The organism is Isoptericola halotolerans (genome assembly GCF_045689585.1).
GTDB classification, from domain to species: domain Bacteria; phylum Actinomycetota; class Actinomycetes; order Actinomycetales; family Cellulomonadaceae; genus Isoptericola; species Isoptericola halotolerans_B.
The window spans coordinates 1,983,419-1,999,659 of record NZ_CP140108.1; the positions used below are offsets into that span (position 1 = coordinate 1,983,419).

At 72.2% G+C, this 16,241-nt stretch carries 12 protein-coding genes, 1 tRNA gene and 1 pseudogene; 10 read left to right on the forward strand and 4 right to left on the reverse strand.

Features of this window, described 5'->3' with window-relative positions; translation table 11 throughout:
• Window positions 1-14: 14 nt before the first annotated feature.
• From UQW22_RS09310 to UQW22_RS09330, 5 genes are all read left to right on the forward strand, one after another.
• The gene (locus tag UQW22_RS09310; protein WP_407320665.1) at window positions 15-1,244 is read left to right on the forward strand and encodes an ROK family protein; all 1,230 of its coding nucleotides are present in this window, start codon (window positions 15-17) and stop codon (window positions 1,242-1,244) included.
• Between the two features lie 171 nt (window positions 1,245-1,415).
• Window positions 1,416-1,488, forward strand: a tRNA-Arg gene (locus UQW22_RS09315).
• Between the two features lie 282 nt (window positions 1,489-1,770).
• Window positions 1,771-3,918, forward strand: a complete 2,148-nt coding sequence (locus tag UQW22_RS09320; protein WP_407320666.1) for a DEAD/DEAH box helicase — start codon at window positions 1,771-1,773, stop codon at window positions 3,916-3,918.
• 32 nt (window positions 3,919-3,950) lie between these two features.
• Window positions 3,951-4,469 carry a DinB family protein gene (locus tag UQW22_RS09325; RefSeq protein ID WP_407320668.1) on the forward strand — a complete coding sequence of 173 codons (519 nt, stop codon included), beginning with the start codon at window positions 3,951-3,953 and terminating at the stop codon, window positions 4,467-4,469.
• Between the two features lie 173 nt (window positions 4,470-4,642).
• Complete coding sequence (locus tag UQW22_RS09330; RefSeq protein WP_407320669.1) at window positions 4,643-6,478, forward strand: family 43 glycosylhydrolase; 1,836 nt, start codon at window positions 4,643-4,645, stop codon at window positions 6,476-6,478.
• A gap of 106 nt (window positions 6,479-6,584) precedes the next feature.
• Here the strand turns inward: UQW22_RS09330 and UQW22_RS09335 are convergent, their stop codons facing one another.
• Complete coding sequence (locus tag UQW22_RS09335) at window positions 6,585-8,393, reverse strand: glycoside hydrolase family 2 protein (protein WP_407320671.1); 1,809 nt, start codon at window positions 8,391-8,393, stop codon at window positions 6,585-6,587.
• 79 nt (window positions 8,394-8,472) lie between these two features.
• Window positions 8,473-9,483 (reverse strand): LacI family DNA-binding transcriptional regulator, encoded by a 1,011-nt coding sequence (locus tag UQW22_RS09340; RefSeq protein ID WP_407320672.1) that lies wholly within the window; start codon window positions 9,481-9,483, stop codon window positions 8,473-8,475.
• Window positions 9,484-9,639: 156 nt separating this feature from the next.
• Between UQW22_RS09340 and UQW22_RS09345 the strand changes: the two genes are divergently transcribed.
• The 5 genes from UQW22_RS09345 to UQW22_RS09365 all read left to right on the forward strand — a co-directional run bounded on the left by UQW22_RS09345 (window position 9,640) and on the right by UQW22_RS09365 (window position 14,383).
• A complete protein-coding gene (locus UQW22_RS09345; RefSeq protein ID WP_407320674.1) occupies window positions 9,640-10,956 on the forward strand; it encodes an ABC transporter substrate-binding protein in 1,317 nt (438 codons plus the stop codon).
• Window positions 10,957-10,959: 3 nt separating this feature from the next.
• Window positions 10,960-11,946: a carbohydrate ABC transporter permease gene (locus UQW22_RS09350; protein WP_407320676.1), complete on the forward strand. Its 987-nt coding sequence runs from the start codon at window positions 10,960-10,962 to the stop codon at window positions 11,944-11,946.
• Window positions 11,943-12,836 (forward strand): carbohydrate ABC transporter permease, encoded by an 894-nt coding sequence (locus UQW22_RS09355; RefSeq protein WP_407320677.1) that lies wholly within the window; start codon window positions 11,943-11,945, stop codon window positions 12,834-12,836. Before UQW22_RS09350 ends, UQW22_RS09355 begins: the two co-directional genes overlap by 4 nt.
• Window positions 12,833-13,870 (forward strand): glycoside hydrolase family 43 protein, encoded by a 1,038-nt coding sequence (locus UQW22_RS09360; protein ID WP_407320679.1) that lies wholly within the window; start codon window positions 12,833-12,835, stop codon window positions 13,868-13,870. Before UQW22_RS09355 ends, UQW22_RS09360 begins: the two co-directional genes overlap by 4 nt.
• 249 nt (window positions 13,871-14,119) lie before the next feature.
• Window positions 14,120-14,383, forward strand: coding sequence for a hypothetical protein (locus UQW22_RS09365; protein WP_407320680.1), 264 nt, complete (start codon window positions 14,120-14,122; stop codon window positions 14,381-14,383).
• 65 nt (window positions 14,384-14,448) lie between these two features.
• Here UQW22_RS09365 and UQW22_RS09370 read toward each other — a convergent pair whose 3' ends face one another.
• Both UQW22_RS09370 and UQW22_RS09375 read right to left on the reverse strand, forming a co-directional pair.
• On the reverse strand, window positions 14,449-14,991 hold the full coding sequence (locus tag UQW22_RS09370; RefSeq protein WP_407320766.1) for a DUF5979 domain-containing protein: 543 nt from the start codon (window positions 14,989-14,991) through the stop codon (window positions 14,449-14,451).
• Window positions 14,965-16,035: pseudogene (locus UQW22_RS09375) on the reverse strand (collagen-binding domain-containing protein); the annotation flags it as partial. The gene UQW22_RS09370 and the pseudogene UQW22_RS09375, both read right to left, overlap by 27 nt.
• Window positions 16,036-16,241 lie beyond the last annotated feature (206 nt).

A 16,241-nucleotide genomic window follows, 5' to 3' on the forward strand; every position in this document is an offset into this window, starting at 1 on the left:
GCTAGAGTCAAGACGTGACCGCCGAGCCGACGACGACCCAGCGCGCCACCGGTCGCCCACCGGCGGGCAGCGCCTCGCGCCAGCACACGCTGCGCGAACGCAACCTCCGGCTCGTGGCGAGGGCGATCTACGACGCCGCGCCCTCCCAGACGTCCGCCGCCACGCCACCGTCTCGCGCCGACGTCGCCGCCGCCACCGGGCTCACGCGCGCGACCGTCTCCACCCTGGTCGACCACCTGGTCGCGGCGCGGCTCGTCGCCGAGCTCGCGCCGGTCTCCGCCCAGCGGGCCGGCCGACCCGCGGTGCCGCTCGTCCCGGCGCGACGCACGGTCGTCGGCCTCGGGCTCGAGGTCAACGTCGACTACCTCGGCGTGCGCGCGCTCGACCTGTCCGGCGAGACCGTCGCCGACGCCGTCGAGCACGGGTCGTTCCACGACTCCGACCCCACCACGGTGCTCACCCGACTCGGAGCGCTCGCCGCCGACGTCGCCACCCGCCTGCAGGCCGACGGGATGCGGGTCGCCGGTGCGCGCCTCGCGCTGCCCGGCCTCGTCGACGCCCGCACGGGCGAGCTCGAGGTCGCCCCCAACCTCGGGTGGTCGTCGGTGGACCCGGTCGGGCTGCTCGGTCTCGGCGGCCTCCCCGTACACGTCGCCAACGAAGCCAAGCTCGCCGCGCTCGCCGAGCTCTCCGGCGACGTCCCGCCGTCGTTCCTCTACGTCTCCGGCGACGTCGGCATCGGTGCCGCGATCGTCGTCGACCGTGCCCTGTTCCTCGCCGAGCGCGGCTGGAACGGCGAGGTGGGACACGTCGTCGTCGACCCGGCCGGGCCGCGCTGCTCCTGCGGCGCGCACGGCTGTCTCGAGCAGTACGCCGGCAAGGAGGCCGTGCTGCTCGCGGCCGGGCTGCCGCTCGACGCGCCGCTTCGCGGGCTCGTCGCAGCGCTCGAGGCCGACGACGGCGCCCGCGACGCGCTGCGACGCGCCGGGCGGGCGCTGGGCTCGGCGCTCGCCGACTTCGTCAACCTCACCGGCGTCTCCACCGTGGTGCTCGGCGGGGTGTACACCGAGCTCGAGCCGTGGTTGCGGGACGACGTCGTGGCCGTGCTGCGCGAGCGGGTGCTGGCCGCACCCTTTGCGGAGCCGGACGTGCGGGCCGCTCGTGCGAGCCAGCACGCGGCCCTGACCGGGGGAGCGCGCGAGGTGCTGCGCGAGGTCGTCGCCGACCCGGCGGCGTGGGTGTGACTCGCGAGAGCCGGCCGACGAGGAGCCCCGTGCACGGCGAGTGTGCCGGGATGGCAGCCCACCGGACCGTCGTTGCCTCGGTGATGCCGCCACGCACGCTAGGCTGTGGGGCGACCCGGGCCGCGTGCCTCGTGCTCGGCGCCGGGTCACCATCGTCCGAGGACGCTGGGAGCGCCTGTAGCTCAGCGGATAGAGCACCGCTCTCCTAAAGCGGGTGTCGGCAGTTCGAGTCTGCCCAGGCGCACAGGGTTTCAAGGTCACAGGCAGCCTTGGCGACGTGGCCCGACCAGGGCCGCGCCCGTGCTCGCGGTGAATTCGCCGCAATGTCCGACGGCGTCCTGCCATCGGCGTGAGGCCCACGGGCGTCGCCGCGGGGGACCCGGCGTGGCGACGCTGCGCCCGACCCGTCGGCGCGAGCACGCGTGGAGGGGTGAGGCGAGGGCGGTGCGCGGCCGACGGCCGTCCGGCTCGCCGTCGTCTCCCGCGTTGCGTCGTGGCCGAGGTGCAGAACAGTGAAGGAGTGTATGTGGCAAGACGAGGCCGACGCCGGTCCGGTGGCGCGCGCCCTGACGTCGGCGCTCAGCGCCGCCGTGCCCCCCGTCCTGCCGAGCGGGGCATCATCCCCGTGCTCGCCGATATCGCTCGTGACGTCGACGACGCGGTGAAGCGACCTCCCACCCGCCCGGCGGTGCGGACGAAGTTCCAGGTCGTGGCGCTGCTCGTGCGTGAGGAGCGGGCCCGGGTGATGGCCGACGGCGCGCTGCCCGCAGCCAAGCAGGCCCAGGAGCTCAAGAGGCTCGACGGGGTGGCGACGCTGCTGGCGAAGGTCGCTGCCCGCGACACGTCGCTGCTCGAGCTGCTCGCGGAGGACGCCCGGCTCTCCGACGCGGCGCGTGCGTACAAGGCGAGCGTGATGGGCGACGACGGACCCGAGCCGCCCGAGGAACCGGAGCGCCCGGCACCGGCCGCGCCGCCGCCCGGTGCCCAGAAGCGTGTCGTGCCCCAGTCGGCGATCTCGCGCCGGCTGGCCAACCCCTTCCTCGCGCCGGACTTCGAGGCGGCGACCGAGCGCGCGGCCACGCGCCCCCGCCGGCTGGCCGGGTGGGAGCTGCTCGAGCCCCTCTTCCGGTCGTTCGAGGAGGCGTCCCCCAGAACGCCCTCCAGCATGGCGCTGCCCGAGGCGGGATCCGTCGCCGAGTCCCACGGCCGTGCGCTGATGCCCCACCAGGCCCAGGTCGTCGCCGCGACGACGCGCGGACATCGCACGTTCCTGCTCGCGGACGAGCCCGGGCTCGGCAAGACCGCCCAGGCGCTGCTCGCGGCCCAGGCGGCGGACGCCTTCCCGCTGCTGGTCGTGGCGCCCAACGTGGTCAAGACGAACTGGGCCCACGAGGTCGAGCTGTGGACGCCGCAGCGGCGGGTGACGGTCGTCCACGGCGACGGCGACCGGGTCGACGCCTTCGCCGACGTCGTGGTCGTGAACTACGAGATCCTGAGCCGGCACGTCGACTGGCTCGGCGACCTCGGCTTCCGCGGGATGGTCGTCGACGAGGCGCACTTCATCAAGAACAAGTCGTCGCAGCGCTCGCAGCACGTCCTGGCGCTCTCCGAGCAGATCCGTGAACGCACCACCCGGCCGCTCCTGATGGCCCTCACCGGCACCCCGCTGATCAACGACATCGAGGACTTCCGCGCGATCTGGCAGTTCCTGGGCTGGATCGACGACACGAAGCCGATCGGGAAGCTGACGACCGCCCTGGAGGAGGCGGGGCTGACCCCGGCGGACCGCGGGTTCTACGCCTCCGCCCGGGCAGACGTCGTCGCCATGGGCATCGTGCGACGCCGCAAGGTGGACGTGGCGGCGGACATTCCCGCCCGCCGGGTGGCGGACCTGCCGGTCGAGCTCGAGGGCGCCGTCGGTCGTTCGGTCCGGGCGGCCGAGGTCGCGCTCCAGCGGCGTCTCGTCGATCGCTACCGGGCTGCCCTGGCAGCCCGCGACGCCGACGTCGTCGTGGAGGACGTCGACCTGGATCTAGCCCGGCGGGTCGCGGCCGCAGAGCTCAAGGACTCGAGCTCCAAGGCCTGTGGCGAGAACGTGTTCTCGATGGTCCGCCGGATCGGCCAGGCCAAGGCCGGGCTGGCCGCCGACTATGCCGCGCAGCTGGCCCGCAACGTCGGCAAGGTGGTGTTCTTCGCCAAGCATGTCGACGTGATGGACCAGGCGGAGCAGACCTTCGCCGACCGCGGCATCCGGTACGCGTCGATCCGTGGCGATCAGACGCCCACGGTGCGCCAGAAGAACCTCGCCGCGTTCACCGACGACCCCGACGTGTCGATCGCCGTGTGCTCCCTGACGGCCGCCGGCGTGGGGCTGAACCTTCAGGTCGCCTCGAACCTCGTGCTCGCCGAGCTCTCCTGGACGCACGCCGAGCAGACCCAGGCCATCGACCGGATCCACCGGATCGGCCAGTCCGAGCCCGTCACGGCGTGGCGAGTCATCGCCGCGCAGACCATCGACTCCAAGATCGCCGAGCTGATCGACAGCAAGTCGGGGCTGGCCGCCCGGGCGCTGGACGGGGCGGCGGGCGAGGACGTCGCGTCGTCCACGGACGTGCAGCTCGACACCCTCGTCGAGCTGCTCACCGACGCGCTCGCCGCAGAAGGCGTGGGCTGAGCCGCCGGACGACGTCGCCGTACGCTGAGCGCATGCCGCTCTCCGTCGTCGAACCCTGCCTCGACTCCTCGGACCCGAAGGCGCAGCTCGTCGCCTACCTCGACTACTACCGGGCAGCCGTCGAGCGGAAGCTCGACGGCATGACGGAGGCGCAGCTCCGCACCAGCCGGCTTCCCTCGGGCTGGACGCCGTCGGAGCTGCTGATCCACCTGGTGCACATGGAACGTCGGTGGTTCGTGTGGGGCTTCCTCGCCGAGCAGGTGCCCGACCCGTGGGGCGACCACGCCGACGGCGAGCCCGACGGCCCGTGGCAGGTGCCCGACGGCGTCAGCCCGGCCGAGCTGGTCGCCGCGCTGCACGCGGGCGGCGAGCGCACACGGGAGATCCTCGCCGAGCACGACCTCGCCGCGCGGGGAGCCGTCGGCGGTCGTTTCACGGCAGACCCGCCCACCCTGACGTGGATCTGCTTCCACGTGCTGCAGGAGTACGCCCGGCACGCGGGGCACCTCGACGTCGCCCGTGAGCTGTCCGACGGCGCGACCGGCGAGTAGTCGGGCTGGCTGCTCCACAGATTCAGCGCTGTAGACCGGAACAGCTGCCCAGATTCCATGTTGAATTCCCTCTGGTGCTCAGGATTACAGCGCTGTAGTGTTTCCGAACCGACAAACGACGCACGACCCAGCGCGGCCCGACGGTGGGCCGCCCATGTTGCGAAGGAGCACGCATGCCTCGTCGTCCGAGACCCCGCCGATCGATGGCCGCCGTCCTGGGGGGCCTCCTCGTCCTCGCAGGAGCACTCGTCGCGCTACCGACCGCGCACGCCACACCAGACGCCGACTCACCACGGTTCGTCATCGACGCTGACTTCCCCGACCCCGACGTGCTGCTGGTCGACGGGACCTACCACGCCTACGCCACCAACAACGACGGCCAGCACCAGGTCCAGCACCGCACGTCCAGGAACCTGCGGGAGTGGAAGACGCAGCCCGACGCGGCCCCGGGGATCGGCCAGGCCGCCGGTGACTGGGTCGGCCCGTGCCGTACCCTCCCGGACGGGACCCACGACTACTGCGTGTGGGCACCTGAGGTCGCGGCCGTCGGCGGCGGGTACGTGCTCTACTACACGGCGCGCGACGCCGCATCGGGCAGGCAGTGCATCGGGGCGGCGACGGCCGACAGCCCGGACGGTCCGTTCGTCGACGCGCTGGGTGAGCCCCTCGTGTGCCCGGTCGAGCTGGGTGGCGCGATCGACGCCGAGACGTTCCGGAACGGCGACCAGCTCTACCTGCTGTGGAAGTCGGACGGGAACTGCTGTGCCCAGCCGGCGATCATCTACACCCAGCCGCTGTCCGCAGACGGGCTCACGCTCGCCGGTCCGCCCGTGGAGCTGATGCGCAACGACCTCCCGTGGCAGGGAACCGTGGTCGAGGCTCCCGCCATGGCGGAGCACGACGGCAGGTACTACCTGTTCTTCGCGGCGAACGACTACTTCGGCGGCGAGTACCGGACCGGGTGGGCCGTCGCGGACAGCGTCACCGGACCCTTCACCGTCGCGGAGGACGAGCTGCTCACGAGCGAGGACCTCGCCGGCGAGATCGTCGGGCCCGGAGGGCTCGACGTCGTCAGCACGCGCAAGGGCGACCCCCAGGTCGTCTTCCACGGGTGGGACGACGACTTCACCCAGCGCGGCGTCTACACCGCCGCGCTCACCTACGGTCCCGACGGTGTTCCCTCCGTGGAGGGAACGGCCGCACGGTACGAGGCGGAGGACGCCCTGCTCACCGACGCCGTCGCGCTGGACGACCCGGCGGCGTCGGGCCTCGGCAAGGTCGGCGGGCTCGACCACGGCTCCAGCGCGGTCACGTTCACCGTCGAGGCGCAGAAAGCGGGCCGGCACACCCTCGGGATCCGGTTCGCCAACGGTTCCCTCGACGCCGACGGGCGACCGGCGAGCGCGCGCCACGTCCTGACGGTCAACGACGACGAGGTCGCGGCTGTCGACTACTGGCACACCCGGTGGGCGAACTGGCAGACGGTCGAGGTGCCGGTCCGGCTCGCCCGGGGCACCAACACGATCACCCTGCGCAGGAGCGACCTGTTCGCCGAGCTCGACGCGATCTACCTGTCGCGCGGGAAGGCCGACGCGGTCGTGCCCGTCCACCCCGAGGACCTCGTCGACGCCACGCGGTACGAGGCGGAGGACGGCGTCGTCACCCGCGCCCACGTCCGCGCCGACACCACGGCGTCCGGGGGCAACGCCGTCGGCGGGCTGGACTTCGTCGACAGCGCCGTCTCGGTGCAGGTCTGGTCCGACCACGGAGGCCGGGCGGTGCTCGGGGTCCGGTTCGCCAACGGCTCCGAACGCGGCGGGTACCCGCTCGAGTCGGAGCACGCGGTCACGGTCGACGGAGCACCGAACGGGACCGTCACCTATCCCCACACCGGCTGGGGCAACTGGAACGTCGTCGAGCACCAGGTCGTGCTCGAGCCGGGCTGGAACACCGTCACGTTGACACGCCTGAGCTGGTTCGCGGAGATCGACGCGATCGACGTGGCGTGACCCACCCCGTCCGCGCACGACGCCCGTGGGCGCGCATCACCGGGATGCGCGCCCACGGGCGTCGCGCGCCACGGGCCGGAGCCCCGGATCATCGGGGCGCCCCGGATCAGCGGGGCGTGCCCTGCACGATCGAGCGGATGACCTCCACCGGCAGCTTGGGCTTGCGGTGGGAGTCCACCAGCCCGTTGGCCTCCTGCAGCGTGTCCGTGAGCTGGGTGTAGCAGATCCCGGCCAGCACGGGGCTGGCATGGAGGGCGTCGAACAGCGAGCGGACCCGGTCCTCGAAGTCCTCCGGTGAGCCGGCCACCGAGTACCCCCAGGTGTCGATGTCCGCATCGGGCGCCCAGGTGACGCCGCCGAACTCCGTCACCATGACCGGCTTGCCCTGCACCGCGGAGGGCAGCAGGGCCACCCGCCGGCCGGCAGGGCCGATGGAGCCGGGGAGCGCCGCCAGCGCATCGGCGGTCGCGTACCGGGGCTCGAGGACCGCACGCTCGGACGCGTAGTCGTGCAGGGTCAGCAGGTCCGACTCGGTGTGCTCCCACCCGTCGTTGGAGATCACGGGGCGTGTCGGGTCGAGCGCCTTGGTCAGGTGGTACAGGGCGCGGGTGAGGTGCTGCTGCGCCGGGTCGTGCGCGATGTGCTGGACGCCCCAGCTCTCGTTGACGGGCACCCACGTGACGATGCACGGGTGCGACCGGTCCCGGAGCACGAGGTCGGTCCACTCGCGCACGGTGCGCTCGACCGCGCGTGTCGTGAAGGTGAACGGCGCCGCGATCTCGCCCCAGACGAGCAGGCCGAGGCGGTCCGCCCAGTACAGGAACCGCGGGTCCTCGGCCTTCTGGTGCACGCGTGCGGCGTTGAACCCGAGGTCCTTGATGAGCTGCACCTCGTCGCGCAGCGCGTCGGCGCTCGGGGCCGCGAGGTGCGAGTCGGGCCAGTAGCCCTGCTCGAGCACGGAGCGCACGTAGTACGGGCGGTCGTTGAGCAGGAACCTTCCGTCCGCCTCACCGCACGATCGCAGCCCGAGGTAGGACGCCACGTCGTCGAGCACGGAACCGTCCGGTCCGACGACCGTGACCTGCGCATCCAGGAGGGTGGGTCGTTCGGGGCTCCACAGGAGCTCCTCGTACGCCTGGCCGTTGGCCTGCCGCGGCAGTGCGAGCGAGAGGGTGACCTGGGGGTCGTCGACCTCGATCTCGTGGCGGGCCAGGGTCTCGTCACCGGTGGTGATCTCGACGGCGATCCGGGTGCCCCGTTCCGGGCGGCGCGCGAGGAGCGCGGTGAGATCGACGGTGCCGCGCGGCACGTCGGAGCACCAGTCGAGGCGGACGACGGCGGCTCGAGGCACGGCCTCGAGCCAGACGGGCTGCCAGATGCCCGTGGTGCGGTGGTACCAGATGCTGTGGGGCTCGTCGCGCCAGTCCTGCTTGCCGCGTGGCTGCGAGACGTCGTGCGGGTCGTCGTGGGCGCGGACCACGAGGGCGAAGGAACCGCGCCGGGCGATCTCCGCGGGCACCTCGAGCGAGAACGGGGTCTGCCCGCCGGTGTGGGTACCGAGCAGGTGGCCGTCCGCCCAGACCTGCGCGTCGTGGTCGACGGCGCCGAAGTGAACCATGAGCACGTCACCCTGCGTGCCGAGACCGGCGGTGGCGACGTCGTCGGCGGTGATCGTCCGGCGATACCAGACGACGTCGTAGGCGCTGGTGTCGCCGATCCCGGACAGGGCGGACTCGGGCGGATACGGCACCCGGACGTGCCGGGGGAGGGCGGTGTCGCCGGCGCGGCGCGCGGGGGCGTCGTCGTCGCCGATGGCGAACTCCCACTCTCCCGACAGGTCGTGCCACTGCGGGCGCACGAGCTGGGGTCGGGGGCAGGTGCCGTCGGTGGTGCTCATCATCGAGGTCTCACGCATGGCATGAGCATGGACCATTAATACAGCGCTGTAAAGCAGGGCATCGAGACGCTGGTACCTCGGTGCGGGCGAGGGTCGGTCAGGCGCCGGGTGCGGAGGCGCGGACCTGCAGCGTGTGGGGGACCAGCCGGTGCCGGCCCACGCCCGTGGTCCCCTGCATCCGCTCCAGCAGCAGCTCGAACGCGACGCGGGCGAGCTCGTGCTTGTCCGGGGCCAGCGACGTCAGCGGCGGCCAGGCCCACTGCGCCATCGCGGAGTCGTCCCACCCGACCAGCGCCACGTCGCCCGGCACCTCACGGCCGTGCCGCCGCAGCGCGGTGAGCGCGCCGACCGCGAAGCGGTCGTCCCGGCAGACGAGGGCGTCGAACCGGAGTCCTCGCGACAGGGCGTCGTCCACGGCCGCCGCGGCGGCGCCCGAGCCGAAGCCCGAGGTGGTGAGCACCAGGCCCGGGTCGAGGGGCACGCCCGCGCCCACGAGCGCCTCCTGGTAGCCGAGCAGCCGGCGGCTGTTCGTCGCGGTGATGTCGCCCTCCACCAGGCCCAGGAAGCCGATGCGCGTACGCCCCGCGGCGAGCAGGTGGGCGGTGGCGTCCGCGGCCCCGCGCACGTTGTCCACCATGACGTGGTCGGTGGTCACCGGGGCCTCCACCTCGCCGAGCAGCACGAGGGGGAGGTCCTGGTGGAACCGCGCGATGTCGAGCGTGGCGATGCGCAGCGGCTGGAAGATGACCCCGTCGACGAGCCCGGCGTCCCGGTCGCGCAGGACGGCCCGCTCGGCCGTCTCGTCGCCGAGCGTCTGCTCGATGATGACGCGGTAGCCGTGGTCGCTCGCGACCTCCGCGACGTGCCGGGCGACCTCGGCGAAGTACGGGTGGTCGATCTCGGGCATGGCCAGGGCGATCATGCCCGTCCTGCCGGTCGCCAGCCGGCGTGCGGTGAGGTTCGGCTTGTAGCCGAGCTCGTCGATGGCCGCCTGCACCCGGGCGCGCGTCGCCGGCTGCACGTGGGCGTAGCCGTTGACCACGTTGGACACCGTCTTCATGGAGACGTTGGCCCGCTCGGCCACGTCGACCAGCCGTACCCGTGCCATGCCGCCTCCCTCGCCCGCCGCTGCCCGCTCGTTGTCGTGATCGTAGTGCCCGCGTGTCCGTCGTCGGGGCCGGGGGTCGACAACGCACGTTACAGCGCTGTACATTCGTCGCCAGCGCGCATCGCGCAGGCGTTTTCGACGAGGAGGACGACACTCATGACGAACCACACCGGGCGCGGACGCACCGTTCGCGCCACAGCCCTCGCTGCCACCGGAGCACTTGCCCTGGCTGCGTGCTCCGGCGGCGGCGACGCCCCGGGCCAGCAGCAGGCGGCCGAGTTCACCGGCACCTACGACGGCCCCGAGGTCACGCTCAGCTACTGGAACGGCTTCACCGGCGGCGACGGCCCGTTCATGCAGAGCATGGTGGACGAGTTCAACGCCGAGCACGACAACATCACCGTCGAGTCGAACACGATCGAGTGGGCGGAGTTCTACCAGAAGCTGCCCGCCGCGGTGACCGCCGGCGAAGGTCCGGACGTCGGTGTCATGCACGTCGAGCAGCTCTCGTCGAACGCCGTGCGCCAGGTGATCGACCCCGTCGACCCGCTCCTGGAGGGCATCGGGCTGACGGCCGACGACTTCACGCAGGAGATCTGGGACGCCACCGAGTACGAGGGGCAGCACTACGGCGTCCCGCTCGACGTCCACTCGCTCGCGATGTACTACAACACCGAGCACCTCGAGGAGGCCGGGATCACCGAGCCGCCGACGGACGCCGAGTCGTTCGACGCCGCGCTCGACGCGCTGCAGGAGGCCGGGCACGAGCACCCGTTCTGGATGCCCGCCCGGTGGCCCGCCCACCTCATGTTCCTGTCGGGAGTCTGGCAGGGCGGCGGTGAGCCGTACGCCGCCGACGGCGCCAGCGCCACCTTCGACTCCGCCGAGGGCGTCGAGACCCTCGAGTGGATGCGCTCGATCGTCGACGACGGGTACAGCCCGGAGAGCGTCGACGCCGACGCCCAGTACGTCGCGTTCAAGAACGGCGAGACGTCGATCACGTTCGACGGCATCTGGCAGATCAACGACCTGGAGGAGTCAGGCCTGCCGTACGCGGCCGTGCCCGTCCCCGCGCTCCTCGGCGAGCAGGCGACGTGGGCGAGCTCGCACCAGTTCTTCCTGCCGCACCAGAACGACCCGGACGAGGACAAGGTCGCCGCCGCCCAGGTGTTCGTCGCCTGGATGAGCGAGCACTCGGGGGAGTGGGCCGGCGCCGGCATGATCCCCGCCCGCGAGTCCGTGCGGACCGGCGGCGTGCTCGACGGCACGGTGCAGGAGCCCATCGCCGACGCGATCGACACCATGCGCTTCCTCCCGCCGGTCCCCGGCCTCGGGACGATCCAGGCCGAGACCCTCGAGGTCGCGGTGGCCGACGGCGTGCTCGGTGACCGCGCCCCCGACGTCGCCCTCACCGAGGAGGCCGAGCGCGCCACCGCGCTGATGGAAGAGAACCTGGCCCGGTTCGGAGGCTGACGCATGACCGCCACCCTTCCGACGGACGCCCTCGCCACGGCGAGGGCGTCCGCCCGGGGCGCTCGGCGCCGTCGGAGTCCGATCGACCCGGCCCCGGCCACGCCCTGGCTGTTCCTCGCACCGTTCCTCCTGCTGTTCGGGACGTTCGTCCTGCTCCCCGCGGCGCTCGGGGTGTGGATCTCCCTGCACGACTGGGACTACACGTTCCCGAACCACCCGTTCGTCGGGCTCGAGAACTACCAGGCCCTGATCGACCCGTCGTCCACGGCGAGCGGGCCGTTCTGGGAGTCGATGCGCGCGACCGGCATCTTCACGCTGGCCAGCGTCCCGCTGCTGCTGGTGATCCCGCTGCTGGTGGCGATGATGATGAAGGCGCGGTTCCCCGGGCGGAACTTCCTGCGGGCCGTCTACTTCGCACCGTTCGTGCTCGGCGTCGCCGTCGTCTCCGTCCTGTGGCGGTACCTGCTCGACACCAACATCGGGCTGGTCAACCACTACCTCGGCCTCGTCGGGCTGCCCGACGCCACGGCGTGGCTGACGTCCCTGCCCTGGGCGTGGGTCGCGCTGGTGGGGGTCACCGTGTGGTGGACCCTCGGCTTCAACGCCGTCATCTACCTGGCGGCGCTGCAGGACATCCCCGCCGAGCTGTACGAGGCGGCGCACGTCGACGGCGCGAGCGCCTGGCAGCGCTTCTGGGCGGTGACCTTTCCCGGGCTCAAGCCGGTGCTGATGTTCGTCGTCGTCAACACGCTGATCCTCTCCGCCAACATGTTCGGCCAGTCCTACCTGATGACCGAGGGCGGACCCGGCCGGAGCACCCGCACCGCGATCTACCTCATCGCCGACACGGGCCTCAGCTCGTTCCAGATGGGCAGCGCCGCAGCCATGAGCTACATCCTCACCGTGTGCCTGATGATCCTCAGCGCCGCGATCTTCTGGCTCTTCCGGGACCGGGACGCCCGCCGCACAGGAAAGAAGGTGCGCCGATGACCGCCGCTCCTCCCACCACATCCCTCCCCGACCGCACCGTGCGGGTCGCCGGCCACCGCGCCGGCAGCGTCGTCCGCCGGCGGGTCGCCCGCTACGTGGCGCTCTACGCCCTCGCGCTGGTCTTCGTCAGCCCGCTGCTGTACATGCTGGTGACGTCGTTCAAGACCCGCGCCGACGCCACCGGCGTCACGCCGAGCTGGGTTCCGGACCCGTTCACGACCCAGGCGTTCCAGACGCTGTTCACCGCGTCGGACACGCCGGTGCTGACCTGGTTCGCGAACTCGATGGTCGCCGCCACGGCCAACGCCGTGCTCGTCGTGGCGACGGCGTCGATGGCGGCGTACCCGCTGGCGCGCATGGAGTTCCGCGGCAAGGGCATCGTCTTCGGGCTGGTGGTGGCCATGCTGCTGGTGCCCGGCGTCATCCTCGTCATCCCGAACTACCTCATCGTGTCCGAGATCGGTTGGCTGAACTCCCTGCTCGCGATCATCGTGCCGACGGCGGCCTCCGCCTTCGGGGTGTTCTTCATGCGGCAGTTCTTCGTCAATTTGCCCGTCGAGCTCGAGGAGGCGGCGCTGCTCGACGGCGCCAACCGCTGGGAGGTGTTCGTCAAGATCGTCCTGCCCCTGGCGCGACCGGCCATGGCGACGCTCGCCCTGCTGGCGTTCCTCACCAACTGGAACGACTTCCTGTGGCCCGTGTACGTCCTGTTCAGCCCCGAGACGCGCACCTTGCCCGCAGGCCTGGCGACCTTGCAGGGCGCCAACCAGGTGCGGTACGACCTGCTGATGGCCGGCGCCGTGATCGCGAGCGTGCCCGTCATGGTGCTGTTCTCGTTCCTGCAGCGCTTCATCATCGAGGGCGTCTCGCGGTCGGGGCTCAAGGGGTGAGCGCCGCCGCGCGCCGGCCCGGCCGGGCCCGGCCCTGGCGACGGGTGACGTGCGCGGCATGGGCGGGCGCCGTCGTCGTCGGCCTGACGGCCTGTGGCCCGACCGAGCCGCCGGAGGCGGACGTCGTGGCCGAGGAGGGAGCGGAGACCTGGCGCCCGGAGCCGCTGATCGGCCAGGACTTCCCCGACCCCGACGTGCTCGTGACCGACGACGGGTATGTCGCCTATGCCACCAACGGCCCGCACACCAACGTGCGCGTCGCGACGTCTGACGACCTCGCGACCTGGGAGCAGCACGACGACGCCATGCCGGACCTGCCGCCCTGGGTGATCCCCGGCAGGACGTGGGCCCCGGAGGTCACACGGTCCGACGACGGCACGTACGTCCTGTACTTCACCGCGGCGAGCACGGAGCACGGCGTCCAGTGCGTGGGCGTGGCGGTGTCGGACGACCCGCTCGGGCCCTTCGAGGCCGTCGGTGACGGGATGCTCGTCTGCCCGGAGGGCGAGGGTGGGGCCATCGACGCGGCGACCTTCGACGACGACGGCACGACCTACCTGCTGTGGAAGAACGACGGCAACTGCTGCGGGCACGACACCTGGATCCAGGCTGCCCCGCTGGCTCCGGACGGGACGGCGCTCGCGGGCGACCCGGTGCGGCTGTTCCGGCAGGACCTGGCGTGGGAGGGCGAGCTCGTGGAGGCGCCGACGATCGTGCGTCGTGGCGGGACGTACCACGCGTTCTACTCGGCGAACTTCTACGGCGACGACACCTACGCCGTCGGGCACGCGACCGCGCCTGCCCTGGACGGACCGTGGACCAAGGACTCCGAGCCGCTGCTCTCCACCGCGGGCACGGGGGAGATGTTTCGTGGGCCGGGTGGGCAGGACGTCGTCGCGACGCCGGACGGGGACGTGCTCGTGTTCCACGGGTGGGACGGGGCGTACGTGGCGCGGGCGCTGTACGCACTGCCGCTCGAGTGGGACGGTGACCAGCCGGTCCCCGTGCTCCCCGTCGCACGCTCGTCGCGCTGATCCCCGTCTCGCCGCGAGGGCAGACGAACCGGGCACGTCGTGCCTCGCGCGCGTATTGCCATGCGGACCCACCGGCGTCACAAGGTGACCACACATCCGAATGCCGACGGCATGTGGCCGCGGACCAGGAGCCGTCGGTGAGAGCACGACCGGCCCGATCGACGAGTCCGAGACCGACGGTGGTCTGACGGTGACCGTCACGGGTGAGCTCGACCGGATCGTCGGGAGCTCGCGGACGAGTCGGGTGAGGTGTACCGCACCGTCGAGTGCGCGGGTGACGACGCTCCGGGGACCGCGTGGACGGAGGAGGTGGATGACGGTGGCCGTGCCGCGTCGCCGACCTGTGGCTTCGACGCCCGGGACAACACCCGGACGGGCCGACTGACGCTCACGGGCACGGCCTACTGGAACACCACGTCGAACGGTGGCAACCAGGAGGTGACGATCGATATCCCCGCGCTGACGCGCTCGACCTCGCTCGAGATGGGTGAGGTCCAGGTCATCGTCCAGTAGCGCCGCGAGATCTGCGTCGGCACGTGGCCGGGACGGGAACCCGTCCCGGCCACGTGCGTCCAGGGTCAGCGGCTCTGGCGGCGGAACAGCACGACCAGGACACCCGATCCGACGAGGGCGAGGGCGAGCAGGACCAGCGCGGCCACCCGGGGGCCGGTGACGGGCAGCTGCCCGCCGGTGGCGACGTCGGACGAGGACTGTCCCCGGACGACGTCGGTAGCGGTGTTGACGAGCACGACCTCGACGTCGGTCCCGACCTCCACGGTCGCCGACGCGCCGGTGACGGGCTCGCCGTCGACGCGCCACTCGACCGGCTCCCAGGCGACGTCGTCGACCGGCGGCAGGTCCTGCTCGGTGAGTGTGACCTCGGTGTCGACGGGCAGCGGGGCGAGGGCGAGGGTCTGCTCCTCACCGGCCAGCAGCTCGAGCGTGCCGGCGTCGCCGCCGGCCACCTGGTAGGAGACGGTGTACGAGGTGCTACCGGGCACGATGTCCGCGGCCTCGCCGCCGACCCTCTTGGTGACGCTGATGCTCCCGGTCGGCTCCGCCGTCGTGTCGCACGGGAGGGTGCCGGCGAAGAAGTAGGCGTGGGCCTCGCCACCGCGCAGGTCGAGGTCGCGGGCGACGATCTGGCCGTCGATCGGGGCGGCGTCGACGGTGAGGTCCGCCTCGGGCGCGTAGACGGAGCCGTCGATGCGCGTGCCGGAGCCGTCGAGCGTCACGGCGCCGTCGTGCCGGGAGAGGTCTCACAGGACGTACGGGGCGACCTGCCCCTCGGAGCCGAAGACCTTGCCCGAGAGCTCGGTGGTCCCGGCCGGGACGGAGACGATGAGGGGGGAGTCCGCCGAGGGCAGAGTGCCGTCGGCGAACTGCACCTGGCTCGCGCCGGCGATGTCCGCGTAGTCGACGACGTTCGGCACGCCGGGCTCGACCGCGGAGAGCACCACCCGGTCGCCGACGTCCTCTGCGACGGTCAGCCGGTGGGAGCCGGTGCCGCTGGTCAGGTCGGCGAGGCACTGGCGGACGGTGTCGACGCCCGGGCCCGACTCCACGTACGCGGCGACCGAGCCCAGGTCGGTGGCGACGGTGTCCGCGCCGTCGGGCCATGCCTGGTTCGTCGCGTCGATCGCGGGGGCGTTCTCTGTCGCGGTCCGGTAGCGGGTCCAGCCCCCGCGTTCGTACGTGCCGAAGGCGGGGTCGTCACCGACCACCTTGAGGTAGCCCTCGAGCTCGCTGCCGCTGCCCGCCGGGACCCCCTTGTTCTCGACCTTCGTGAGCCCGGAGGTCGGGGTGCAGGAGCCGATGAGCAGCCGGGTGGGGTCACCGTCGACGGTGGGGATCGTGTAGTCGGCCGTGCCGGCGGCCTGGTGGATCACCGGGCAGGTTCCGCCGTCGGCGCGGACCGTCAGCTCGCCGCCGACGGCGATCTCGCCCTCGGTCTCGTGGTTGTCCAGCGTCGCGTCGCCCCGGGAGTAGACCGAGAAGCCACCGGCGATGTCGAACGGGTCGACCTGCGCCGTCGCAGCACTGGCGGGGGCAGCGAGCATGCTCAGGGCGAGGGCCAGTCCGAGCGGGGCGGCGGTACGAGTCAGCGCTCCGTGTCGCGTGCGGTGGGACGGGATCCGACGGCGGTCGGGTGAGTCCACGGCCATCCTCTCGGTGGGCTGTGGCGGACGCCGGACAGGCCGGTCGACCACGAGGCAAGACACCGGGGCGGGAGGCCTATGACGCCACGTTCTGTGGCTTCGCTCACTCAAGATGCTCCTAGCCGGGCGCCGTGATATGAGCAGCAGGTTCGCAGGGCGTTCGCAAGGCCTGGAGCGGGTGAAGTTTTTGCCAGCGCATGCGGTTGCCTCAA

What these genes read in the sequence shown, in the direction of transcription:
- UQW22_RS09325 (WP_407320668.1), top strand. Translation starts at nt 3,951, where the DNA reads ATGCCGCTCTCCGTCGTCGAACCCTGCCTCGACTCCTCGGACCCGAAG.
- UQW22_RS09330 (WP_407320669.1), top strand. Translation starts at nt 4,643, where the DNA reads ATGCCTCGTCGTCCGAGACCCCGCCGATCGATGGCCGCCGTCCTGGGG.
- UQW22_RS09335 (WP_407320671.1), bottom strand. Translation starts at nt 8,393, where the DNA reads ATGCGTGAGACCTCGATGATGAGCACCACCGACGGCACCTGCCCCCGA.
- UQW22_RS09340 (WP_407320672.1), bottom strand. Translation starts at nt 9,483, where the DNA reads ATGGCACGGGTACGGCTGGTCGACGTGGCCGAGCGGGCCAACGTCTCC.
- UQW22_RS09345 (WP_407320674.1), top strand. Translation starts at nt 9,640, where the DNA reads ATGACGAACCACACCGGGCGCGGACGCACCGTTCGCGCCACAGCCCTC.
- UQW22_RS09350 (WP_407320676.1), top strand. Translation starts at nt 10,960, where the DNA reads ATGACCGCCACCCTTCCGACGGACGCCCTCGCCACGGCGAGGGCGTCC.
- UQW22_RS09355 (WP_407320677.1), top strand. Translation starts at nt 11,943, where the DNA reads ATGACCGCCGCTCCTCCCACCACATCCCTCCCCGACCGCACCGTGCGG.